The 23,328-nt window shown below is 38.7% G+C and carries 28 protein-coding genes and 2 tRNA genes; 12 read left to right on the forward strand and 18 right to left on the reverse strand.

Annotated features, from left to right (window positions below):
• Position 1: 1 nt before the first annotated feature.
• On the reverse strand, positions 2-826 hold the full coding sequence (locus tag QM738_RS22970) for a hypothetical protein (RefSeq protein ID WP_462279107.1): 825 nt from the start codon (positions 824-826) through the stop codon (positions 2-4).
• Positions 813-1,277: a hypothetical protein gene (locus tag QM738_RS22975; protein ID WP_462279108.1), complete on the reverse strand. Its 465-nt coding sequence runs from the start codon at positions 1,275-1,277 to the stop codon at positions 813-815. The genes QM738_RS22970 and QM738_RS22975 overlap by 14 nt, the downstream gene beginning before the upstream one ends.
• A gap of 162 nt (positions 1,278-1,439) precedes the next feature.
• Between QM738_RS22975 and QM738_RS22980 the strand changes: the two genes are divergently transcribed.
• A complete protein-coding gene (locus tag QM738_RS22980; protein ID WP_462279109.1) occupies positions 1,440-2,435 on the forward strand; it encodes an ion channel in 996 nt (331 codons plus the stop codon).
• A gap of 8 nt (positions 2,436-2,443) precedes the next feature.
• Here the strand turns inward: QM738_RS22980 and tpiA are convergent, their stop codons facing one another.
• From tpiA to QM738_RS23020, 8 genes are all read right to left on the reverse strand, one after another.
• On the reverse strand, positions 2,444-3,205 hold the full coding sequence (gene tpiA, locus QM738_RS22985) for a triose-phosphate isomerase (RefSeq protein ID WP_462279110.1): 762 nt from the start codon (positions 3,203-3,205) through the stop codon (positions 2,444-2,446).
• An 11-nt stretch (positions 3,206-3,216) separates the two neighbouring features.
• Positions 3,217-3,828: a hypothetical protein gene (locus QM738_RS22990; RefSeq protein WP_462279111.1), complete on the reverse strand. Its 612-nt coding sequence runs from the start codon at positions 3,826-3,828 to the stop codon at positions 3,217-3,219.
• A gap of 28 nt (positions 3,829-3,856) precedes the next feature.
• Positions 3,857-4,402, reverse strand: coding sequence for a putative sugar nucleotidyl transferase (locus tag QM738_RS22995; protein ID WP_462279112.1), 546 nt, complete (start codon positions 4,400-4,402; stop codon positions 3,857-3,859).
• 227 nt (positions 4,403-4,629) lie between these two features.
• Positions 4,630-4,884 carry a type B 50S ribosomal protein L31 gene (locus tag QM738_RS23000; protein WP_462279113.1) on the reverse strand — a complete coding sequence of 85 codons (255 nt, stop codon included), beginning with the start codon at positions 4,882-4,884 and terminating at the stop codon, positions 4,630-4,632.
• 174 nt (positions 4,885-5,058) lie between these two features.
• Positions 5,059-5,550: a YajQ family cyclic di-GMP-binding protein gene (locus tag QM738_RS23005; RefSeq protein ID WP_462279114.1), complete on the reverse strand. Its 492-nt coding sequence runs from the start codon at positions 5,548-5,550 to the stop codon at positions 5,059-5,061.
• 141 nt (positions 5,551-5,691) lie between these two features.
• Positions 5,692-8,142 carry a TonB-dependent receptor gene (locus tag QM738_RS23010; RefSeq protein ID WP_462279115.1) on the reverse strand — a complete coding sequence of 817 codons (2,451 nt, stop codon included), beginning with the start codon at positions 8,140-8,142 and terminating at the stop codon, positions 5,692-5,694.
• Between the two features lie 278 nt (positions 8,143-8,420).
• Positions 8,421-9,746, reverse strand: a complete 1,326-nt coding sequence (locus QM738_RS23015; protein WP_462279116.1) for a prolipoprotein diacylglyceryl transferase — start codon at positions 9,744-9,746, stop codon at positions 8,421-8,423.
• Between the two features lie 166 nt (positions 9,747-9,912).
• Complete coding sequence (locus QM738_RS23020; protein ID WP_462279117.1) at positions 9,913-10,329, reverse strand: BrxA/BrxB family bacilliredoxin; 417 nt, start codon at positions 10,327-10,329, stop codon at positions 9,913-9,915.
• Between the two features lie 263 nt (positions 10,330-10,592).
• On the opposite strand from QM738_RS23020, the gene QM738_RS23025 reads away from it, so the two are divergent.
• Entirely contained in the window at positions 10,593-11,033 is a 441-nt protein-coding gene (locus QM738_RS23025; protein WP_462279118.1) for an Hsp20/alpha crystallin family protein, read from the forward strand.
• Between the two features lie 133 nt (positions 11,034-11,166).
• Here QM738_RS23025 and QM738_RS23030 read toward each other — a convergent pair whose 3' ends face one another.
• From QM738_RS23030 to QM738_RS23050, 5 genes are read right to left on the reverse strand one after another with little or no spacing between them, the layout of a single operon-like run.
• Positions 11,167-11,649 (reverse strand): hypothetical protein, encoded by a 483-nt coding sequence (locus QM738_RS23030; RefSeq protein WP_462279119.1) that lies wholly within the window; start codon positions 11,647-11,649, stop codon positions 11,167-11,169.
• 2 nt (positions 11,650-11,651) lie between these two features.
• Complete coding sequence (locus tag QM738_RS23035; RefSeq protein WP_462279120.1) at positions 11,652-11,876, reverse strand: hypothetical protein; 225 nt, start codon at positions 11,874-11,876, stop codon at positions 11,652-11,654.
• 3 nt (positions 11,877-11,879) lie between these two features.
• Positions 11,880-12,989 (reverse strand): M42 family metallopeptidase, encoded by a 1,110-nt coding sequence (locus QM738_RS23040; RefSeq protein WP_462279121.1) that lies wholly within the window; start codon positions 12,987-12,989, stop codon positions 11,880-11,882.
• A gap of 28 nt (positions 12,990-13,017) precedes the next feature.
• Positions 13,018-13,845, reverse strand: a complete 828-nt coding sequence (locus QM738_RS23045) for a UbiA prenyltransferase family protein (RefSeq protein WP_462279122.1) — start codon at positions 13,843-13,845, stop codon at positions 13,018-13,020.
• Positions 13,845-14,315, reverse strand: coding sequence for a hypothetical protein (locus QM738_RS23050; protein ID WP_462279123.1), 471 nt, complete (start codon positions 14,313-14,315; stop codon positions 13,845-13,847). Before QM738_RS23050 ends, QM738_RS23045 begins: the two co-directional genes overlap by 1 nt.
• A 55-nt stretch (positions 14,316-14,370) precedes the next feature.
• Here QM738_RS23050 and QM738_RS23055 point away from each other — a divergent pair, with 55 nt between their 5' ends.
• From QM738_RS23055 to QM738_RS23070, 4 genes are all read left to right on the forward strand, one after another.
• Positions 14,371-15,366 (forward strand): LuxE/PaaK family acyltransferase, encoded by a 996-nt coding sequence (locus QM738_RS23055; RefSeq protein ID WP_462279124.1) that lies wholly within the window; start codon positions 14,371-14,373, stop codon positions 15,364-15,366.
• Between the two features lie 133 nt (positions 15,367-15,499).
• Positions 15,500-15,572, forward strand: a tRNA-Lys gene (locus QM738_RS23060).
• Between the two features lie 356 nt (positions 15,573-15,928).
• A complete protein-coding gene (locus QM738_RS23065; protein ID WP_462279125.1) occupies positions 15,929-17,179 on the forward strand; it encodes a site-specific integrase in 1,251 nt (416 codons plus the stop codon).
• Between the two features lie 64 nt (positions 17,180-17,243).
• Positions 17,244-17,513, forward strand: a complete 270-nt coding sequence (locus tag QM738_RS23070) for a hypothetical protein (RefSeq protein WP_462279126.1) — start codon at positions 17,244-17,246, stop codon at positions 17,511-17,513.
• Between the two features lie 787 nt (positions 17,514-18,300).
• On the opposite strand, the gene QM738_RS23075 is transcribed toward QM738_RS23070, so the two are convergent.
• Positions 18,301-18,519, reverse strand: a complete 219-nt coding sequence (locus tag QM738_RS23075) for a helix-turn-helix domain-containing protein (protein ID WP_462279127.1) — start codon at positions 18,517-18,519, stop codon at positions 18,301-18,303.
• Positions 18,520-18,638: 119 nt separating this feature from the next.
• On the opposite strand from QM738_RS23075, the gene QM738_RS23080 reads away from it, so the two are divergent.
• The 6 genes from QM738_RS23080 (at position 18,639) to QM738_RS23105 (ending at position 22,243) form a co-directional block, all read left to right on the forward strand.
• A complete protein-coding gene (locus tag QM738_RS23080; RefSeq protein WP_462279128.1) occupies positions 18,639-19,025 on the forward strand; it encodes a hypothetical protein in 387 nt (128 codons plus the stop codon).
• Between the two features lie 36 nt (positions 19,026-19,061).
• Entirely contained in the window at positions 19,062-19,208 is a 147-nt protein-coding gene (locus QM738_RS23085) for a hypothetical protein (RefSeq protein ID WP_462279129.1), read from the forward strand.
• Between the two features lie 433 nt (positions 19,209-19,641).
• A complete protein-coding gene (locus QM738_RS23090) occupies positions 19,642-20,559 on the forward strand; it encodes a hypothetical protein (protein WP_462279130.1) in 918 nt (305 codons plus the stop codon).
• Positions 20,560-20,563: 4 nt separating this feature from the next.
• Positions 20,564-21,289 (forward strand): hypothetical protein, encoded by a 726-nt coding sequence (locus QM738_RS23095; RefSeq protein ID WP_462279131.1) that lies wholly within the window; start codon positions 20,564-20,566, stop codon positions 21,287-21,289.
• A gap of 654 nt (positions 21,290-21,943) precedes the next feature.
• Positions 21,944-22,183: a GIY-YIG nuclease family protein gene (locus QM738_RS23100; RefSeq protein WP_462279132.1), complete on the forward strand. Its 240-nt coding sequence runs from the start codon at positions 21,944-21,946 to the stop codon at positions 22,181-22,183.
• A tRNA-Lys gene (locus tag QM738_RS23105) sits at positions 22,182-22,243 on the forward strand. Before QM738_RS23100 ends, QM738_RS23105 begins: the two co-directional genes overlap by 2 nt.
• A gap of 149 nt (positions 22,244-22,392) precedes the next feature.
• Here QM738_RS23105 and QM738_RS23110 read toward each other — a convergent pair.
• The gene (locus tag QM738_RS23110) at positions 22,393-22,788 is read right to left on the reverse strand and encodes a hypothetical protein (RefSeq protein ID WP_462279133.1); all 396 of its coding nucleotides are present in this window, start codon (positions 22,786-22,788) and stop codon (positions 22,393-22,395) included.
• A gap of 121 nt (positions 22,789-22,909) precedes the next feature.
• Positions 22,910-23,275, reverse strand: a complete 366-nt coding sequence (locus tag QM738_RS23115; protein ID WP_462279134.1) for a hypothetical protein — start codon at positions 23,273-23,275, stop codon at positions 22,910-22,912.
• Between the last annotated feature and the right edge of the window lie 53 nt (positions 23,276-23,328).

The following is a 23,328-nucleotide window of genomic DNA, read 5'->3' on the forward strand; positions in this document are numbered from 1 at the left end:
CTCATTCTTCAGCAATCCTGTATTTTGAAAAATAAAGACAGCCTGCAAAAGCAACCCAGGTAAAATAATTGATCCCCATCAGTAAATAATCAAAGCATACAAAAAGGATAAAAGCAACCAGCAGCAGTTTATCGGCTTTACGGGTAAAAATGCCCACAACAAAAATAAATTCTGCAGCAAAAGCAAACAGGTATAATATATACGACAATACGGGATGATTGATAAGGTAACTGATAAAACTGCTGTAGAAACCTTTATTGCCCATGATAAGATATGAACCATGCTGGCGTGTTAATATCGCACTCATTTCCTCTACATTGGTCCAGCCACCCGCCCTTATCTTCCACAACGCTGCCGAAAAAAAACTCAGGATAAAAACCAGCCGTATGATATGCAGCAGGTAATAAAAATCTTTTACTGTACGTCCGCAAAAGATCAGCGGCACGATCATAAAAGCTAAAAAGTTTTCGATACTCACATACGAAATGCTCGAAAAAAAACTATTGTACAATATGCTGAACAAAGCTGTGATCAATGCAAGCAATGGTTGTATTTTTTTTTGCCGCACACAACTCCAGGTTAAAAGAAAAGGGAATAAAAGATACAGTACATCAAACACTACCTGCAGCCAACTGTTCTGCAATAGCAAATGTTGCAGGTTGGTAAACATAAAAATATTATGCGTCAGGTCCGGCTTATTTAAAAAGAACACCGGTTTGATACTTGAAAAAAGCAGCCCATGCCATGCAAACCAGGCATAGCAAACAACAAAGCAGGCAAGGTAAAAAACTGCGAACTGCCGTATATGTTTATCAGTCAGTAACAATAAAAGCTAATTTTTCGGGTGGGGCAATTTCATTTAATTTATCCTGCTGCCACAATACCTGCTGCTGGTACACTTCCAGTTTGGAAAAAGGCTTACCGGTAATTTTGCGCAACAGGCCGCTGTACCATTTTGTAAAATCCTTATCGCTGATCGTATTGCTGTAGCGGGTGCTGTTATTAATACCCGGTATGCGTTGCATCACAGCGAATATGGAACGGTTAACCTCCGCCTGCTTACTGTACTTTTCCAGCGAAACAAACAGCATATCCCTTTCCTCAAACGAAAAGCGGGTAACATCCAGTAATTGATCGTCCGTATAGATCTTGTAAACCGTTTGTGTGTCCTTCATATAAAACCGGCCGCCAAACATGCCATACTGCAATACCGGCGTGGCTACATAGCCCCATTTATAATTGATAAAAATAAAAGTCAGCACAAAAGCCGTGAACATAAAAAAATACAGCTTACTGTGCCGGTATAAATTTTTAAGGAACATAGTTACTTTAATGATCGCTTTTGATGCTGAGATTTAAAGATACCGGAATTCAGCCTTGTTACCAGTAAACTTTATTTTTAAAATTATGCTTAATTTAGGTTTTATAAAGTTATAGTTATGGCCCTTTTGCGCAAACTCAATACCAAGGCAAAAACAGAGATCAATACCGGTTTTGGCACCAACGCCGCCGATTATGGCGGACGCTTTGTGAACAAGAACGGGCAACCCAATATTAAAAAGAAAGGCGTTAATTTTTTTGAGCAGATCAGCTGGTATCATTCCATGCTGGCCATACCTCGTTGGAAATTCATCCTGCTGATCTTTTTATTTTACTGCATTGTGAACCTGCTTTTTGCCGGTATTTATTTCGCAGCTGGTACAGAACATTTGAACGGTATCAACGGCACCAACAATCTCGAAAGATTTGGCGAAGCATTCTTCTTCAGCATACAAACCTTTACCACCGTGGGTTACGGCCATGTAAGTCCTTCAGGTTTTTGGGTCAGCACTATTGCCGCCATAGAAGCATTGACCGGTTTATTAAGCCTGGCATTGGCCACCGGTTTATTTTACGGCAGGTTCAGCAAGCCCATCGCCTATCTTAAATTTTCAGAAAACGCGGTGATAGCACCTTATAAAGATATCACTGCTTTAATGCTGCGGATCGCACCATTCAAAAACACCACGCTCACCGATGCAGAAGCCAAGCTCACCCTGGGCATGGCCATTGAAGAGAATGGTAAAATCACCAACAAGTTCTTTCCGCTGGAACTGGAATTTTCCAAAGCCAACGCACTCACATTGAACTGGACCATTGTGCATCCTATTACAGAAGACAGTCCCATATATGGTTTTACGAAAGAAGATTTTCAGAATATAAGGGGCGAGATACTGGTATTTCTAAAAGCATTCGACGATATGTTCAGTAATACCGTGGTGGCACGAAGCTCCTATACATTTAAAGAGATCATTTACGGCGCCAAATTTGTACCTATGTACAGCCGCAACGAAGAAATGGATGCCACTATATTGGACCTGGAAAAATTAAACAGCTTTACCGAAGCTGATATTGCAGAAAGAACACAGGCCGCCGGTAAAGCTGCTAACAATTGATCAAAAAATTATTTTAAACTGTTGATGATAGTGGTAAACTCTGCTGCCACCAGCGAAGCGCCACCCACCAGGCCACCATCCACGTCGGGTTTACCAAAAATTTCTTTGGCATTGGCTGCTTTCACACTGCCACCATATAAGATAGAGATACTATCAGCTACTGCATTACCATATTGTGCGGCTAACACACTGCGTATATGTGCGTGCATTTCCTGCGCCTGGTCGCTGCTAGCGGTTTTACCGGTACCAATGGCCCAGATGGGTTCGTAAGCGATCACAAAACCTTTTAACTGATCAGCTGTTAAATGAAAAAGGCTTTCTTTTAATTGTGTTTCCACATAACTGTTCTGTGTACCCGCTTCCCTGATAGACAACGGTTCGCCGCAGCAAAAAATAGGTTGCAGGCCATTCTCAAAACAGATATTCACTTTCTCCGCCAGCATGGCATTGCTTTCATTAAAATATTCCCTGCGTTCGCTATGGCCCAGCACCACGTATTGCAGGCCAATACTTTTCAGCATCTCTGCACTCACTTCGCCGGTATAGGCGCCACTTTTTTTATTATAACAGTTTTGCGCAGCGGCAAAAACATTTTTCTTAACCGCCAGTTTGTTCTTTACATTAATAAGATAAGGAAAAGGCACCGCAAAAACGGCCAGTTTATCTTCATTGACATTTAAAGGCGATGACAATATCTCATCGATCAAAGTTTCTCCCTGCTCCAGGGTCAGGTTCATTTTCCAGTTAGCAGCAGCTATTTGTTTGCGCATTATAAAGGGGTTTAATTATTTTTGTAAATATCCGTCAAAATTTTCTTTTCTCTTTCAGTAATTGCAAGGCCCTTTAATTGTTTCCATTTATTGATATCATCCAGCGCATTACTTAATTTATATTTAGTGATACCATCGCATCCCCACGAAAAATGCGGAATATATTTAGGCGTTAAACCCTGTGCAAAAACATTGCAGCAAATACCTACGGTAGTACCCGTATTAAAAGAAGTATTAATAGCGGCTTTTGAATAATCGCCCAAAAGCAAACCACCCTTGGTACCTGCACTCATCTCTTTTTTATCGCCATGCACCCAGTATTTTACTTCGCCGCAATTGTTTTTAATATTACTGTTGCTGGTACCCGCACCCAGGTTGCACCACTCGCCTATCACGCTATCGCCCAGGTAACCATCGTGCGCTTTGTTGCTGTAAGCCATCAACACAGAATTTTTTATTTCACCACCGGCAAGACAATAAGGACCAATGGTAGTAGCGCCATATATCTTGCTGCCCATTTTCACCAGGCTGCCTTCGCACAACGCAAACGGCCCCCTTACCATACAGCCTTCCATCAGTTCAGCATTTTTACCAATATAGATCGGCCCTGCGGAAGCATTCAAAATACAATGCTCTACTTTGGCGCCGGGTTCAATAAATATTTGCGAAGGGGTTAATGACCTTATTGGTCTTTGAAATAGGCTTACTTTTTCTCCGGTACGTGATCAATTCAAAATCCTGCCTTATGGCCCAATCGTTCAGTTGAAAAATCTGCCAGGGATAATGCAACACTTTCAGGCTTTCATCATGCTCCACTGATTGTTTGATCTTGATCTTATGCAATCCCAACACTTCCTGCTCCGAAAATTTATACGCAATACCACCTTCTTCATCCACCGATAAAAATTCGCCCAGTTGAAGTTTTTTTATTTTCTGGATGATGCTCTTGGTAGGTAACACATTGGCATGCACCATCAGGTAAATATCCTTGCCGATATGCTTATCGATCTTCACCGAATTGTCATCATCCAGGTAATAGCCTTCCCATTTATCAAAAGAAGGAAGTTTCAGCAAGCGTTCCCATTTTTCGCGGATGGTTAAAATGCCCACCCGTATATCCTGTATATGCCGCGTAAGCGTAAAAGGATGCAGGTTCTTCGGCTTGCAATATTCTTCGGTGAAAATGATCTTTTGCATACTGTAAATCTAAGCTACTTGCAGTAATTACACGAATTACTTCTTCTGCGTCATCTGCGCAATCCGCGGGCCCTTTCTCCGTGAAAATCCGTGTACTGAGCGAAGCCGAAGTATCCGTGGCTAAATTGTAATCCGTGGCCAAATAAAAAATCCCCCCGGAGAACCAGAGGGACTTAAAGTATAGCCATGAAAAACAAACTTCTGATAAAGATAATGATCTATACCAATTATTTAGATTTTTTTTCGTAACGTTTTTTGAACTTATCGATACGGCCTGCAGTATCAACCAATACGTTTTTACCGGTATAAAAAGGATGAGAGGTATTAGAGATCTCCAGTTTAATAACAGGATACTCATTTCCATCTTCCCATTTTACGGTTTCTTTACTGTGTGCAGTTGAACGGCTTAAAAATGAATAACCGTTACTCATGTCCTTGAAAACTACTGTTTTATAAGCTTCCGGGTGAATGCCTTTTTTCATAATTTTTTGTTTTGCTATACGGATTTTGCCGTATAATTCTTTTATTAAACTGCAAATTTAGTAAAAAAAAGATAATTTACCATATTCTGCCCTAATTTTCAGTGTTTCAACATTTAAGGCCTCGCTACCACCATCATCACATAATCAATATACGTTTTCATTGCCCCGGCGGTTTTAGCTCTTCATATTCACCGTTTGCAATGCGATCCCCAGGTTCCAACCCTTGCTTGCCTGTATCACATCCTGCAGGTCATCTATCTTCTTGCCCGTTACCCTTATAATATCATCCATGATAGCTGCCTGCACTTTAAGACCACTATCCTTTATCATTTTCACGATCTTCTTGGCGTCTTCCTGCTTAATACCATTCCGGACCACCACTTCCTGCTTCACCACTTTACCACTTTGATAAGGCTCCTTGCTGAAGTCATATATCTCCGCCGCCAACCCCTGTTTCATACTGCGGCTGATCATCACATCCCTTATCTGCCCCAGCTTCATTTCACTCTCCGCTTCCAGCGCCACTTTAAATTCTTTCTTATTTAATTCGATCACTACCGGGCTGCCTTTAAAATCAAAACGGTTGGTGATCTCTTTACTTACGGTATTGATGGCATTGTCTAATGTCTGCAGGTCTACTTTACTTGAAAAATCAAAAGATGGCATAGCAAATGTTTTTTCAAAAATACAACTAATGGCGAATTTATAAAGGCGAATATCGAATGTCCCTTATTTTAAAATTACATTCGATATCCGCACATTCAACATTTTATATTCTCACATTCGATATTCGCACATTCGACATTCCTAGTTTGCGCCCTTCACCCTGTTCTGCTCATCTCCCGCTCCACCGGTCTTTCTCTTCTGTACGCCCTTGATGGGTTTACCAAAGCGGTAGCTCAGGCTTAAGGTAACCACCCTGCTGTCCCTGCGCTGGCTAAAGCTGGCGTCGGTGCTCTGGATATTGATCTCACCGTGGGGTGTCATGGTCTTCAACAGGTCACGCACATTTAATTTGATCGTGCCTTTGTTCTTCAACACCTGTTTCTGCACACCGGCATTCAGTTGTCCCAATGGATGGATCAATATCTGCGCTTCAATACCCTTGGTGCGATAGAAACCGGATAATTCTGCACTCCATCCTTTTTTAAAGGTAAACTGGTTGTTGATGTTCAAAGCAAAATTGGTGGCATCCACATTCACACTGCCGGAAGTGAAATTTCCTTTATAGCTGCTGTAATTCACTTCTGCATAAGGTATGAACATCCACCATTTAGTGGCCTGTACCTGCGCACTTACAGAAAAGCTGGCATTGTCGGAGCTGCCATAGTTCCTGTGTGTAACCACGATGGCATTGCCGTTGGGTTCAAATACTTCGGTAAACAAGGCCCTGGTATGTGTGTAATTAACAGAAGTGGTTAAAAAATCTTTGTAAGTATGTGATGCTTCTAATGTATTGGCAATAGAAGGCTGTAAAAATGGATTACCCTGTTCGTAGGTATAATTGTCTATAAAGAACAGGAAAGGATTCAGGTCTTCGTAATCAGGACGCCTGATCCTGCGGCCGTAAGAGAATGACAGTTGGTTCTTATCATTTACTTTATAGCTTACAAATACGTTGGGGAATAGACCGGTATAGCTGTTTTTAAAAGAAGAATCACTGTAGATCGGGTTGCCAAACTGGTTACCGCTGTTATTGGTATTCTCCATTCTTAAACCTGCCTGCAAACCCCATTTCTTAATTTCTTTTGACAGGTTCAGGTAAGCCGCATTGATATTTTCCTTGTATTTAAAATGATTGGTCTTTTTAGGATCCACCAGTTTGGTACCGCCGACTACATTAAAATAGCCTGCAGTATTATTGGTGTTCACATAGCCGGATTTGATACCCGCTTCCAGTTTAATGCCCTTCTTCAGCGGCTGGCTGTAATCCATTTTAAAAGTGTAGATGTTTACATCAGTAGGCAGATCACCCACCAGGTTGTCGCCGCCGCGTTGCTGCCAGTTGCCGGAATAATAACTGTTCAGCAGGTCCATCGTTCTTCCGGAGCTGTAATTAACATAGTCTGCATCCATGGTCAGTTCCTTACCGGTTGAATCGAATGTATGACGGTAGTTGAAGTTAACGGAACCGTTCTTCCAGGGACCATCTTCGTTATTCTTAGCAACAGCAATAGAATCCAGCACTTTTGCACCATTATAAAAATAGGTGGTGTTCAGTCCATCTTGTACGTGCAATGCATTAAAACCATTCAGCACAAAACCGATCGTGGTCTTTTTAGTGGCATAAAAATCCAGGCCGATCTTACCATTATAATTATGGTTCTTCCTGTACATCATCGCATCCTGTTCAAAGATCCTTTCCACATTACCATTACCATCTTTAAATTTACGCAGTATATAAAGGTCCTGGTAGCTCTTATCAAAACTTGCACTGAAGTTAGAGAACAGGTTGAACTTACCATTGCGGTAATTCAGGTTCAGGCTGTTATTGTTCCTGGCATAGAATCCCTGGCCATACGAGCTGCTCACACTGCCGTTAAAACCTTTCTGTTTATTCTTTTTAGTTTTGATATTGATGATACCCGCAGTACCCGATGCATCATATTTTGCAGAAGGATTGGTCATGATCTCCATCTGGTCCAACGCAGTTGAAGGCATTGTTTTCAACAGGTTGGTCAGGTCCTGGCCGGTAAGGTAGGCAGGCTTTCCGTCTATCATGATATTAACACCCGCTTTGCCTTTAAGGCTCACGTTACCGTCTTTATCAACCGTTACACCGGGGCTTTTTTCCAGCACTTCCAGTGCAGTAGTACCGGCATTGGAAACGGCAGCATCCACGTTCACAATGGTGCGGTCGATCTTTCTTTCAATAAAAGGTTTTTTAGAAGTTACTGTAACACCCGCCAGACTTTTATCCTGTGGCACCAGTTGCAGCACACCCACATTGGCGGTTGACTGGCTTTCGGAAATAATAAAGGTTTTGCTGTAAGTTTTAGAATGCCCTACCGAAGTGGCCAGCACCAGGTAAGCGCCTTCCTTTACATTGTCGATGGTAAAATTGCCTTCCTTATCGGTAACCGCAACTTTTACCAGGCTGGAGTCTTTGGCTTTTAAAAGAGAAACTGAGGCGGCATCGATGATCTTTTGCTGACCGCCATCTTTGATGCTACCGGTAACTTTACCGGCGCTGTTAGTTTGGGCCTGGCTGCACAATACGATAGTGCTTGCAACCAGCAGGTTGAAAAGTTTTTTCATGACTATACTTTTTTGTTTTACCCGGTGGCTAATCCGGGTTGGCTGTTTTGAAAAATGCAGTTATATACTTTGATAACTACCTCACAAAGGTAGGTACTTTGTTTTGCATAGTACATTGTTTTATACTTAACGGCAAAATAGCTGGATGAATGGTATAAAACAATATGAACGGAGAAAAACCTGCCTTTATAGTTGGTACGTGGCAGCTGATGCAATAGTTACAGCCTGCAATAATTTAATATTGCAATAATATAGTATAGAAGAAAATAGCCCGCTGATTAGTCAGCCTGGGCCGACCTGCGGCGTTGTATTATAATTAATGTAAGTCCGGCAATGAATAAGAGGAAGGAGATCATCTCTGCCTGGGTGGGATGTATCCCAAATATATTATAGGTAGTATTTACCCGTATTTTTTCTACAACAAAACGTTCTAATCCATTTAATATCAGGTAAATGCCAAATATCATTCCAGGAGTTTTTACCCTTTTCCTGATGGCCCATAAAAAGAAGAACATCAGTCCACAAACAATAGTTTCGTAGAGTGGTGTGGGAAAAACAGGTATGGGAAGCACCCGGTTGTGCTCATCTGTATCGCCTGTAATGAGCACCCCATCTTTATTTACGTTCTTGGGATAGGCGTAGGCAAACAGCCAGTTGGGTAAAAACGACGGCCCTTTAAAACTTTTATGAGCCACATCAGCAAGGCTGGCGTGCCTCCGGTCCGACACATTCACCAGGCGGCCGGCGCTGTCAAATGCTTCTCCATTTAAAAAATAAGTTGAATCAGCCTTTAATACTCTCTGGTAATCATCATTTTGAGCAATTACAGATTTTCCTTTTGAATCGATGCTATAGGCGCTGTTGTAGATACCCCAGTCGCCGTCACCTGCAACCTGGCACCCGATCCTGCCAATGGCATAGGCGATCATTAATGCCGGCGCTGCAGCATCCACCAGGTGGATCAATTTGATGCCCCGCTTGGCCGCATACCAGCAAATAGCAACTGCTGCCACTATCAATCCACCATAAAAAGTAAGACCGCTGGCCGAGAATAACCTGCTGATGGGATCCTTTACAAATTCATCCCAGTTTTCCAGGTTATCAAATAATTTGGCCCCCAGTATACCAAACACCAGGGCCAGCACCACGATATCTCCCACCCTGTCGTGCGGCCAGATGCGTACATTGCGGCGTTCCGGCTCCTTCAGTTTCTGTTTGTTCTTATCGTACCACTTCATACCTGCCAGCAGTCCGCCCAGCAGCAGACCGCCCAATATATTACCCTGGCTGGAGAAAATATAGTCCTGCGGATTCATATCAGCCGGGCGGCTGAAAATAAGCCCCAGTATCTTAAACCCGAAAATAAAGCCGATCAGTCCGTTGATCAGCAATTCCATCAGCGAAGCAGGTTTACCCACAGTGATCATCTCTTCCCGGGGTGTTAAAAGCCCCAGCTTTTCCTTACGCTTCAGCTCACTGGTCACCACCAATGCCGCAGCAATGAACGAAACCGCCACCATTAAACCGAAAGTATTTAAAATGCTCAGTCCTTTCCATTCTACACCAAACCAGTCTTTAAAAACATAATATAAGTTGGGATACATCCGATTGTTGATTTTAGTTTGTCGATTATAGATTTTCCAATAGCGCCATCATTAGGGATTGCAAGATATTAAATAAACCAATGAAACGGCTATGCATTGGCTTTATGGGCATAATAAAAAATCCTCCCCGTTTTTGCGGAGAGGATGTATCTTACTAACCCATCTTTTAGTTACAATACTGATCAAATGCGCCCATCAGGTTCTCAGCGATCATTTGAGCGCTCCTGCCTTCGATCATGTGCCTTTCGATAAAATGTACCAGCTGGCCATTTTTAAAAAGTGCAATAGAAGGTGATGATGGCGGGTAAGGCAGCAAATGCTCCCTGATCTTTTTTACCGCGTCCACATCAAAACCGGCAAAGCTGGTGGCAAGATGATCGGGTTTTTTAGAGCTGTTGTGCACAGCCATCAATACACCCGGCCTGGCAGTACCTGCGCTGCAGCCGCATACGGAATTGATCACCACCAAAGTGGTTCCTTCGTCGTTCAAAGTTTTTTCAACCTGGTCTGAAGTAAGCATTTCAGAAAAACCATTTTCTGTAAGCTCTTCCTTCATGGGTATTACAATTTCTTCTGGATACATGTGTAGTAGATTTTTGGAGCACAAAATTAAAGACTAAAAGCAATCGCCCCTTCATTTTTTACCGGCAGCAGTTTACTAAATCTGGAATATTATCGTGGAAGCCCATAAAACAGCAATTATGTCATATTAATGCAATCATAAATGCCATTTAGTCGCAATTATTCGCATTTTTAAGTAAATAAGGCACAAAAAATGAGGTGGAATATTATTTGAACATGGGTAGGTACAAGTTTAAAATTTAAAAAAGTAAAAACTATAGAATTATGACACTCGTAAAAACAAACAACCCATTCGCAAGATCATTTGATGGTTTAATGAACGATCTTTTTAACGAATTACCAGCCGGTTTCAGTAAAGCAGTAAGGCAGGATGTATTTGCTTTTCCTCCTGTGAACATTGTTGAAAAAGCAGATCATTATCACCTGCAGGTTTCAGCTCCCGGTTTTGATAAAGCTGATTTCAATATCAAGCTGGAAGGCGAGAACTTAACCATCAGTGCCGAAAAGAAAGAAGAAGCCAAGTCAGAAACTGATAAGGTGGTACGCAGGGAGTTCAGCGCAAAATCTTTCAAACGCAGTTTTACACTGGATGAAAAGATCAATGCCGCTAACATCAGCGCTAAATACGAAAACGGCATTTTACATGTAGGTCTTCCTAAAAGAGAAGAAGTAAAAGCTGTAACAAAAGAGATTGATATACAATAAGAGATGTTTTTCATAGCATACAGTTGGTTTTGATTAAATCCCCGCTATTCCTAGCGGGGATTATTGTTTTAGAGAATTGCCCGCAAAGTCCGCAGATCACGCAGAATGAGCGGAGATAATAAATGTCAAGAGGTTAAAGCCCTTGCTCTTTCTTTCTTCTTTTTTCCATCCAGTCTTCTTCTTTGGCGGTGGTGAATGCCTGCATCAGCGCTACAATAAAAAGCGCCGCCACATTGCCGGCCAGGAACAGCTGGCTGAAGATGGTGTAATTGTAAATATCATGCACCGGCTCTTTAAAATAACGGATCATATCCATGACCAATACGGCGATACTGGTAATAAAGCCCACGGCAAATACCAGGTAAGAAATACCTCTCACAACAGCAGATGGATGCTTAGGCGTACGCCTGGTGAAAATATAATACACTGCACAAAAGATAGCCGGTGGTATGGCAATGATGGATACCTGGAAAGCTATTTCCAAAGGACGGGAAGCGATCATTTTAAAAAAACCGTACAGGCCCGCCAGCACCAATGCAATGGCAATGATACCGCAAAAAAAACTCAGGAATATCAGTATATATAAACGGGTGTATTTTGTAAAACGATCTTCCATCACTATTGTTTCATTTTTATACTTATTGAGTCGAGCAGTTTTTTATTGGCAGCATTGATACTGTCGTTGCTTTGTTGCAGGCTTTCATCCACATTATTGAACTCTTCCTGGCGTCTTCTCGAAGCACGCCGCTCATCCATCGATTCTTTTATTGTGAGGGACAAACGCAGCATTGCTAAAGCAACAACTACCAGTACAATTAAAATGGTGACCCACCTTTTTTTCATGTTCTATTTAAAATAACTCAAATTGGTTTTGGGTGTAAGCGTCAACAATGTTTCGTACATCAGCTTAATGGTGTTCTCAATATCATCTTTATGCAACATCTCCACCGTAGTATGCATGTAGCGCAGCGGTATGGAGATGAGTACTGATGGGCAGCCATCATTTGCATAAGCAAAAGAATCCGTATCGGTACCCGTACTCCTGCTTACAGTACGCAGTTGAAATGGTATCTTATTTTTTGTGGCCGTATCCTGCACCAGGTTCAGGAGTTTATTATGTACTGCCGGTCCGTAAGCCAGCGATGGTCCACGGCCGCAGGCGCAATCCCCTTCTATTATTTTATTGATCATCGGCGTGGTGGTATCGTGTGTTACATCAGTGATGATGGCAACATCTGGCTTGATACGCCTCGCTATCATCTCTGCACCACGCAAGCCGATCTCTTCCTGTACTGCATTTACAATGTATAAACCAAAAGGCAGTTTCTTTTTGTTCTGTTGCAGCAGGCGTGCCACTTCGGCTATCATAAAACCGCCCACACGGTTATCAAAAGCACGGCCTATAAGATAGTTGTATGCCAGTTCATCAAATCCCTCTTCGTAAGTGGCCACAGCACCAATATGTATGCCCAGCTCTTCCACTTCTTTTTTATTTCTTGCACCACAGTCTAAAAAAAGATTGTCCACTTTAGGCGCTGTTTCTTTTCCATCATTATTGCTCATACGGGTGTGAATGGCAGGCCAGCCAAACACGGCTTTTACCGGTCCTTTTTTACCATGTATGATCACCCTTTTGGCAGGCGCTATCTGGTGATCCACTCCCCCGTTGCGTTTCAGGTAGATCAATCCTTCAGCCGATACATAATTCACAAACCAGCTGATCTCATCCGCATGCGCTTCTATCACCACTTTAAATGCAGCATCAGGATTTATTACACCCACTGCCGAACCATAAGGATCGGTAAAATGGGTATCTACATAAGGCTTTAAATATTCCAGCCACAGTTTTTGCCCGCTGCTTTCAAAACCGGTTGGCGAAGGATTGTTGATATAATTTTTGAAGAAGGTATACGATTGATCCGTAAGGATAGTTTTAGCTTTTTTTGCTTTAGCCATTATATAAAAGTTTATGCGGCAAAATTAACTAAATACTTGCCACATAAGAAGCTATTGCAGAAAATAACATCAAACCATCCACCAGGAAATAATAAAAGAAATAACCCTGTTTCTGCAGCGAGAAAAAATACACAATGGCCGTTACGGTACCCGTTACCAGGAGTGCGATCACCTGCATGGGTTCGTTGTAATAGATGCGCAGCAGGCTGCCGTTTACCAGGTAAATAATGAATATGCTGATCATTATATACCGCACCGTTGATGGTTTTAATAAAGTGGTAAGACTTTGCAGGCCACGTATCTTATCTACATTGGTATCCCTGGCGTCGAAAATGATGCAGAGCATCAGCATAAAAAGAAAGCGGTTGTTGAACAGCACTACAAAAGCTGCAAAGTTGCCTGCATGCACCTGCTGGTAAGGAATGAACACCGTTACATAGGCCCAGGTAAATGCCAGCACAAAAGTTTTAAGCAATCCTGCCCTGCGGGCAATATGAAATATTTTAAAAGGCAATAAAGGCAATGCATATAATAATGTAAGTACCAGGCCGCCTGCTATTGCAGGTAAAAACACCGGGATATGCGGCAGGCAGAAAAGCATACCTGCACCGGCCAGTGTAAATACAATAATGTTGGTATAATATCTTTTAAAAAAATTATCCGCACTTTTGCTGCTGAATGAATAGCCGCTTACCAACCAGTAAAAATTATAACTGCAGAGCGTGGAGAAAAATATAAATCCATACAAGTACACGGGCAACTCAATATGCAGCAATAAACCCGTTTGATAGCAAAGCGCTACGGCGCAAATGGCAATAAAAATAGAATGAGATAAGATAAAGTGCAGCCACTTCATTAAGGATTCACCAAATAGAATGGATCGCTTTTTACTACGTTGCTTTTATTTTTTGCAAAATCTTTTACATACACTTCAAAATACAAAGTATCGGTGCGGTGTGCAATGCCGGTGCCCTGCAGTATACCTCTGCCCGATTGCAGATCGAAACTTACTGTAACATCCAGGTTTTTACCCAGGTTGGTACTGCTCAGTACAGGAAATTCGAGTGAATCGACATTGTATGGAGGAATGGTAAGATTCTTTACATATACATAGGAAGTATCTTTGCCTACATTGAACCCAAAGTCGCCTTCCAGGTCGGTGAGCTTGATGTTCATCATAGGCCCGGGCTTTACAGTACTGTTGGCATACCATGTATTGGGCGAAAATGATTTAAAACTGATTTGCGGAACAGTCGTAAATTTATCTTTTTTACAGGCTGATAATAGCAAGGCAACTAAGGCCACAGATAAAATATAACGCATCATTGTATATTATATAATTCAAATTTACAGATAGAAATTGAAACATCCCGTTAAAAATATGGACCTTGAAAAAAGAGTTTTCGCTGCCCGGGATGGCCAATTTGAAGATCTTGCCCTGGACTTGTTCCAGTTCCAGTACTATAACAACCCTGTTTATCATCAATACTGCAACCTGCTGAAAGCAGACCCCGACACGGTGGATGTACTGGAGCAAATACCTTTTTTACCCATCAGTTTTTTTAAAACGCACCACATTGCTGCTACGGATTTTGAACCAGAACTTATTTTTGAAAGCAGCGGCACCACTGCAACGGTGAACAGTAAACACCTGGTAAAAGACGCCGCATTGTACACCCAAAGCTTTATGCAAGGCTTCGAAAGATTTTATGGCAAGGTGGATAGACGATGTATCCTTGGCCTGTTGCCTTCTTATTTAGAAAGAAATAATTCTTCACTGGTATATATGGTGGATGAACTGATCAAACAAAGCCATCATCCATTAAGTGGTTTTTATTTGTACGATCTTGAAAAACTGCACCGCACCATTTTACACAATGAAATATTAAAGCAACCTACGCTTTTGATCGGCGTTACTTATGCCTTGCTGGACTTTGCAGAAAAATTTCCTATGCAGTTGCGGCATACCATTGTAATGGAAACCGGCGGCATGAAGGGGCGCCGCGAAGAACTCACCCGCCAGCAGGTGCATCGCCAGCTGCAGGAAAAACTGGGTGTACACCTTGTGCATTCAGAGTACGGCATGACGGAATTATTATCGCAGGCTTATTCCAAAGGCGATGGTATTTTTCATTGTCCTGCGTGGATGAAAGTGCTTACCAGGGAAGAAGATGATCCTTTTGCCGTGCATTTACCTGCTGCTGAAAGTGAAAAACCGTTGACGGGTGCACTCAATATCATTGACCTTGCCAATATTTACAGCTGCAGTTTTATTGCCACCAGCGATATGGGCCGTTTGTACAGCAACGGCAGTTTTGAAGTGCTGGGGCGTTTGGATAACAGCGACATACGGGGTTGCAGCCTGCTGGCGGTTTAACCTTATCGTTATACACATTTTTGATTTTTTTGTGTAAAAAATCCTTTTTTGTATGTGATTTTTAAACGCAATACCCTTATCTTTGCAATCCCAAAATTTAAGGGGTGAGTGGTTAGTGTGGTTGATAAAAGATGAATTGGTAGCTCAGTTGGTAGAGCAATACACTTTTAATGTATGGGCCCTGGGTTCGAGTCCCAGCCAGTTCACAACTCTTAACTGAAAAGTTAGCAAAAGCCTTTAGATATAATAGTCTAAGGGCTTTTTTGTTTTTGAGACCTCCATAATTCCTTAAACTCCCACATTTTATTTGGTAACCTTACTGGTAACCAAATTTTCATTACTGGTAACCTCACTCAATACAAAAAACATCTTCTACAACCCGTAAATTTTGCTTATCTTTGAATTGTAAAGCAGTTCTTTTTTTAGTGGTATAAAGCCAAATAGCAAATGGTTGTAGTAAGGTTATTTTATCTAGTAAGATTATAACCGAACCTGTATTGAGTGAGAATCTCTCACACTCTTCAGCATTCCTTTAAGGAAGGTGATAACCAAATTTTAATCAATGAAAATTAGAATTCTATTTTGGATATACAAGTCTAAAAAGAACAGCAAAGATGAAGCTCCACTTTATCTAAGACTTACCATTAATGGTAAAAAGGCAGAAATTGCCACAGGTTATTATATAAAATGCGCAGACTGGGATAAATCAAGGAAATTAGTCAAATCCAAATCTCACAGCAGCACATCAATTAATAATTACATTTCTGTAACTACTGCAAAAATTTTACAGATACAAAATGAGCTTACAGTATCAGGTTCTAATGACATTACAGTAAATTCATTTAAGGAACTTTTATTGGGTAAATCTAGCACCAAAAAAACTCTTCTGGAAGCATTTGAATACCACAACAACAAAGTGAAATTACAAGTTGGAAAGGGGAAGGCAGCAGGCACCTTTAAACATTATGAAGTAAGTAAAAAAAAGCTAATAAACTTCATAAAGCATTCTTATAACACTAATGATGTCTTGTTGGACAACTTATCTCATAAATTCCTAGTTGATTTCACTTCTTTCTTGATGGATGAAGATGGATTAAGCAGCAATTCAGCAATGAAAAAGCTTACACATCTAAAAACTGTGGTTTCACTGGCTATTGCAAACGGGTGGACTAACAAAAACCCCTTTGGTGCCTTTAAATGTACTTACAAGAATCCTAAAAGAGAAGTTCTTACCAAAGAAGAATTGGAAGCATTATCTAATAAAGATTTTGGAATTGATAGGTTAAATTATGTTAGAGATGTGTTTGTATTCTGTTGCTATACTGGTTTAAGATATAGCGATGTTGAAAAGTTAACTCCTAATGATATTATCATTGGAATTGATGGGGAAAAATGGCTTTCTATTGATACTAAAAAGACAGGAGAAAGATGCAGAATCCCTTTATTGGCTCAGGCACAAATCTTAATTGATAAATACAAAGACAATCCCGTTTGTTTATATAAGGGAGTTGTATTTCCTGTAAAAAGCAATCAAAAGATGAACGCTTTTTTAAAAGAAATTGCAACAGTTTTGGGGATCAATAAAAATCTCCATTTCCATTTATCAAGGCACACTTTTGCAACTACTATTATGCTCAACAATGGCTATTCATTAGAAAGCGTGGGTAAGATGCTTGGGCAAAAGAGTATTAGAACAACTCAGATTTACGGTAAAATGACTGACGTTAGACTTTCTAATGAGATGCAACAGCACAGAAGCAAGATAGAAGTATCAAAATTCAATATGGTACCCATTTTAGAAAGTGCTGTTTAATTAAAAATCATTTACAATCAACAACCCTTAGCTTGTATGCGGGGTTGTTTTAAAATCCAATTTTATGAAAATCGAATTAGTTACAAGAGAAGAATTTGAAAATTTGAATCAAAGAATTAAAATACTAGAAGAACAAATTCTTAGTAAAAAAAGTGAAGCAAAAATATTAAAAAGCAAAGATGTAAAAATATTGCTCAATTGTTGTGATAGCACTTTAAGCAATTACAAAAAGAAAAATATTTTACATCCAATGAAAGTTGGTGGTACTAAGTATTATAATCATGAAGAGGTTTATAATATTATTAATAAAAATAAAATGCAAATGGCATCTTAATTTTATAAACGGCTAAAGTTTAGTTTATAAGAATTAAATAATGCGAAGAGATAATAATTAATTTTAGAAAATACGGTGGTAAGCTGGGTTTAAAAACCCAGCCAACCACATATTTTAAAACCCCTTTTTCATTTTTTACATTTAGAAATACTAGAGAATTCATGACCTGAATAGCAGGAAATATTCAGTACTTCGATGATCAAAGGTTTAGTATAATGCCATTTTATGTTTGTATTTAACCTTTTGCGCTTTCAGTTTTTCATATAGCTAATCTAGCTACTTAGATACTTCTGTTTTATTGTTTGAAGTTTGGCTCACCACAGAGGGATATTTTACAAAAACTTAATTATTTGATTCTATAAAATATAGAGTATGCTCAGTAAAACGGCCACATACTACTAACTTCAAAAAGGCTTATTTCCAAAAACTCATCTTGCAAATCTGCATCCACCAGGTTTCCCTCAAAGTACAGGACAAAATGAAGAATTGTCTTCGTTCATAAATTTTAATTTGAGGCTTTGGCTTAAGCCTAATCTATTAATAAGCGTTATCCCTTACTTTCAGGATATTATTGAATATCAATAGATTCCACCTAAAAATAGAAAAAATTTCTGAAAAAACCAAATATTTTAGCAAATTTCTTGCTAAGTTTTTTAATCAAATTAATGAAGTAAAAAGCTTTGTTTAAAGACAAAACTCATTAAGTTAATTAAGGGTAAGGAAAAATCTAATTAAGTTGATGATATAATGCCTTTTTATTATATATAGCGGTTAAAAAATAAGATAATTAGCTAAAAAAGTCTTTAATTTCAATTTCAAGGGCTGTAGCTAACTTAAAAATAGTGTGTAATTCAATATTCTTTTGCCCATTTTCTATCCTGCTTACCTCCGTCCTATTAATTCCACACTCAATTTCAATATCAAGCTGAGATAATCCTTTGGCTTTTCTCAAAGTTTTTAACCTTACGCCAAAGGCTTTTAGTTTTTTCTGAAATTGCTTTTCCATTTTACGACTGGAAAAGTCAAAGATTTTAACTACATAAAAAGTGTGCTATAACTCACATAATTGAATTATTGCTATATTTGATTTGCTAATTAAAAATCCTAAAAACAATCACTTACAGGATGAAAAAACTAACCCTATTCTTTCTACTTGTACTCGGCTTTTTGTTCTCCAAAGCTCAAAAGGACACAACCCAAAAAGAGTATTTAATCAAATATGAAGTACTCACAAAGAAAGGAGAAAGCATACTTGTCAACTATTTTGATAAGAATGAAACCAATGCTGGAGTATCTGCCAGCGAATCTTGGGCATATTCCTTCACAACAACTAATAAGAATCAAAATATACAAGTATCTACAGTTGGTGGACAAACAGCACATAAAAGAAATAGCGCTAAGGTTTGGACTAGAATAAACATCTATGTAAACGGGAATCTCATAAAGAGTATAGAAGAAAAAGTGTTAGGGTTAGGGCCTACTCTGCAAGTGAGCTTGCTTGACATCAAGTAATTGATAAAGGTAGATTACACACTTAAATTAGAGTTTATGGAAAAAAGGAAAAAACAAATAGATTTTTCTGTTAGAAATATAATAAAACAAATTATTCTTTTTGCTTGTGCCGGTTTTATTCTATTTGGGCTTGGGACAATGGCTTATTTTCTGCTAAGGGCTTTGATTTCTACTTTTTCGTAGTAAGTATGCAATATTTGAAATTTTTATTACATTGCATTGATGCTATTTATAAAGATAAATACATGCTTTATGGAAAATATAATAGCAGTATTAGTAATCGTAAAATAAATTAGATCATGAAAATTTTTTCCTTACAATTTAAAGAATCTCCTACAACGGAAGCCCCTGACTATTCATTAATCGAGTATGACCCAATACAAAACTTGTCTGTGAATAAAATCACTCGACAACCAGCAATTGACTCCTTAAAATTAGATACTGAGACTTTCACAAAAACCCAAAGCGAAAATTCAGATGCAGACAACAATAATCACATAGCAATCTTACTTGATACTGAAACAAGGACTTTTACAAGGACAGAGGATTCTGATTCCGATTCCGATAGGTAGAAAACTATTTGACTATTCTTAGTAAATTTCTCTTCATTCAAATCATGATTTTAATTGTAACACACAAAACTGATTTTACAGCAGACTTTGTAATTAACAAGTTAAATGAAAGAAGCATTGCTTATAAGAGACTTAATTGTGAAGATATACTATCTGAATTCTTTACTTTTAATTTCAATAAAACACAGCATTATTCTTTGCTTGGAGAAAACAACTTCACTTCTGTTTGGTTCAGGCGTACAAAGCTACCAGTATTAAGCGATGTATCCGAGGAAGAAGGATTGTACGTGTTAAATGAAGTTGACAGTTTTTTAAAGAACATCTTCTCAACATTACCAGCTAAATGGTTAAGTAAACCCAATTCAGTTTATCAAGCAGAGAATAAGTTTCTTCAATTAAAAATAGCTCAAGACATAGGATTTTTGATTCCCAAAACAATAGTTACAAATTCCAAGTCGGAACTAAAAAAGTTTTACGAAGAAAATAATAAGAATATTATTATCAAGCCCCTATCACAGACACGAATTAGACAAAAAGAAAGCCTGTCTTTCATATTTACGAATAAAGTACCAGATAAGCTTATTACTGAAATTGAGGATTATGTTTTAACCCCATGTATTTTCCAAGAAAATATTTTAAAGAGTTATGAAATTAGAGTGACTATCGTAGGAGATAAATTATTTGCCTCGGCTGTGAATTCTCAAAATGATGAAGAAACTAAAATTGATTGGAGGAGAAAGAAGTTGAAGTTTATCGAGATAAAATTACCTTCGGAAGTAGAAGCTTTATGTTTTCTTTTATTAAATAAACTTAATCTTGATTTCGGAGCAATCGACCTTATAAAAACAACAGACGGGAAATATATTTTTTTAGAAATTAATCCAAATGGACAATGGGCTTGGATAGAAATGCAAACCGGGCAAAATATTTCTAATGCAATAATAGATTTTCTACAAAATTAATAATATGCGAAAAACTCTAAATTTTCTTGGTTTATGGTTAGCAAACGACAATTCTAATTCTGTTACATTTGATGTAAGTGAATATAAAGCAACGGAAGAAAATAAAGTCAAAGTACATAAAGAGCTATTAGAATCACTTGAAAAGAAAGAAGATGACCGCTTAACGATAATTGATACAAAAACCTCTCAAATTATAACATACACAGGAATTATATTTTCTGCTCTAAGTTTATTTATACCAATTCTATTAACCAAAATAGCGGAACATAATCTAGTCCTTAGAGTGGTATTTATTGTGATACTGATTTTTGCATTTCTATTTTATGCACTTGCTATTCACAACGCAATCCGAAACTACAATATGGGTAATTTTCCATATAGTCGGGCTGACCCAAACAATGTAATAAAGTACCAAGAAAAATCATCTTGGGAATTTACTTCAATTGAAATCCGAGATTTAATTTATTCATATAAACAGAATTCAAAATCGAATGATAAAAAGGCAGACAATTTAATTTACGCTTACAGGGCTTTTAGAATAGCAAATGTATTGACCGCATTAATGGGCATTCTAATTTGTAGTTCTTTGCTATTTGCAAAATCGCAAGAAAAAGATAATGTAGTTAAGAATTCTGTTAAAATTGAAAACTTGGATTCATCTATAAAGGAAGTTATCAACATAATTAAATTAGCAAAGAGACAAGATATTAGTGATACAACGCACCCTTAAATAGCGCTCTATATGCAATTAAAGGGAGGGGCATATTTTATTGTAATTACTGTAGAGTTAACCAACTTAGACTTTGCAATCAAGTAATGATTTTCCCAAAATTTTTAAATTAATGTTTGGATTTCCAAATTTTTAGAGAAATCTGTGAAAGAGCCCCCCACCTCTGCTAACAGCCACCAGTGTGTTTGCGTAGAAACCTTAGGAGGCGGGGTAAGTGGGTTTTCGCATTTTTGACACATACAGAAACGTCTCTTGGGTAAAATAAAAAATTGCAGTAATATGAAAGAGAGAAGAGGTGTGCTAAATATAAGTTTTAAGGAGTATTTTTCTTATTTAGGACTTTCTAGACTAATTAGATATTAATAGCATAAAGAAGCTTTTAAGAAGCTAAAATATACCTGTAGTTTGATATTGCCGGTTACAAGGAAATATCAAGACCTTTCATAAAAGAAAAATGTTTTAATTTATATATCCACATTCAAATTTTGCCTTACAAAATAGCGAAAATACAAGGAAGTGGTAACCAAATTGGTAACCTTTAAATAAAAAATAACATGAAAACCTTTACTGGTAAGGCTTTGGGCATAAAAGGGTTATTCCCAGCCAGTTCACAGTTTTAAAAAAAGCCTTTCCTTAAAATGAAAGGCTTTTTTTATGCCGTTTACTTATATCATTTATTCTGAAATGCTGAACAAATATTATGTTGGCGCCTGCATTGACTCAGAAAGAAGGTTATATGAACATAATATCGGGCATTCAAAATTTACTTCAACGGGAATGCCATGGCAATTAAAGTACAAAGAAGAGTATGCAACTCTGCCTGAAGCCAAGAAAAGAGAACTCGCCATAAAAAGAATGAAGTCCAGGAAATACATTGAAACGCTGATCGGTTAACTCAGTTTGTAGCGCATCCCGATTTTATCGGGAGGGCCCTGGGTTCGAGTCCCAGCCAGTTCACAAAATATAAAAGCCGCTATAACAGCGGCTTTTATATTTTTCCCTTTTGGCACTATGAGCCCTTAGCTAAATATGAGTATTTTTAGTCTGCCCCAAAAAAGTACCCTATACTGCTACAATGTTTGCTCAAAATTTATCATCTACTTTCAATAAACTATAAAACTGAAATCTTCTGCTAAACCATTATTCCCTTTGTCATCAATATAACGAATGTCAGAAATCGTGATGCTGTAAGGTAATGCAGCATTAGCAACCCAATTTAACGAATGCAAAAAACCCAGTTTATTTCCAAAAAACGGTTGTTGTAGAACGGTCTTGAAAGACCCACCGCTAAAATAAGCAACGGCTGTTGTAATTTTTAGCCCATTTTTTGAGAGATGTATTTCATTGTCTTTTAATAACGCTTGCCTGGATATTGAATCAAGTCCAGCTCTTTGTATGAAAGCAAATACCTTTTCGTGATGCTCCTGAACACTATTGCTTGCCCGGCAAGCCAAAACTGCACAAACTAAAATTATATAAACAACAGTTTGTAGCCTCATACCTAATTGATATTTTATAATCGTACTACACAAATATAAGGGAGAACTTTAGATACAATACAAAACGGGAATATTGATACCAATAACCCATATTGCCTTTAACTATTGTTGCTTACCTGTTCTATACTGCCTTCCTGTTAAGAAATGCAAGCACCATATTTATTAAGGAAACTCTTTTGTTGCTAAAGGCATGGTGTGGTTGCCTTTTTAATGCGTCTATATTCTTTTCGAGGTTAAAATGTTCATCCCGCTGTATCACGGGTTCAAATCTATCTTTCAGCGACCCATTCAATACAAAATATTTGCCCAATGTATCCGCAATTGAAGGCATCTGCTGAATGGCTTTTAAACAAACCCAGCCGGCCATGCTATGTCCAAACAACACGATATTTGAAGTATCCATTTGTAAAGAGCCCTGGTATTGTTTACAGAAAGCAACCACGTTGATCACATCTTCCACACGATTCTTAAATCTGAATATAAGCACAAAAGTTCATAGTTATTCAACAGATCAAACTGACACGGAGGCCCATCCGGGCT

Source organism: Ferruginibacter sp., assembly GCF_049840995.1.
In the GTDB taxonomy this organism is placed as follows: domain Bacteria; phylum Bacteroidota; class Bacteroidia; order Chitinophagales; family Chitinophagaceae; genus Ferruginibacter.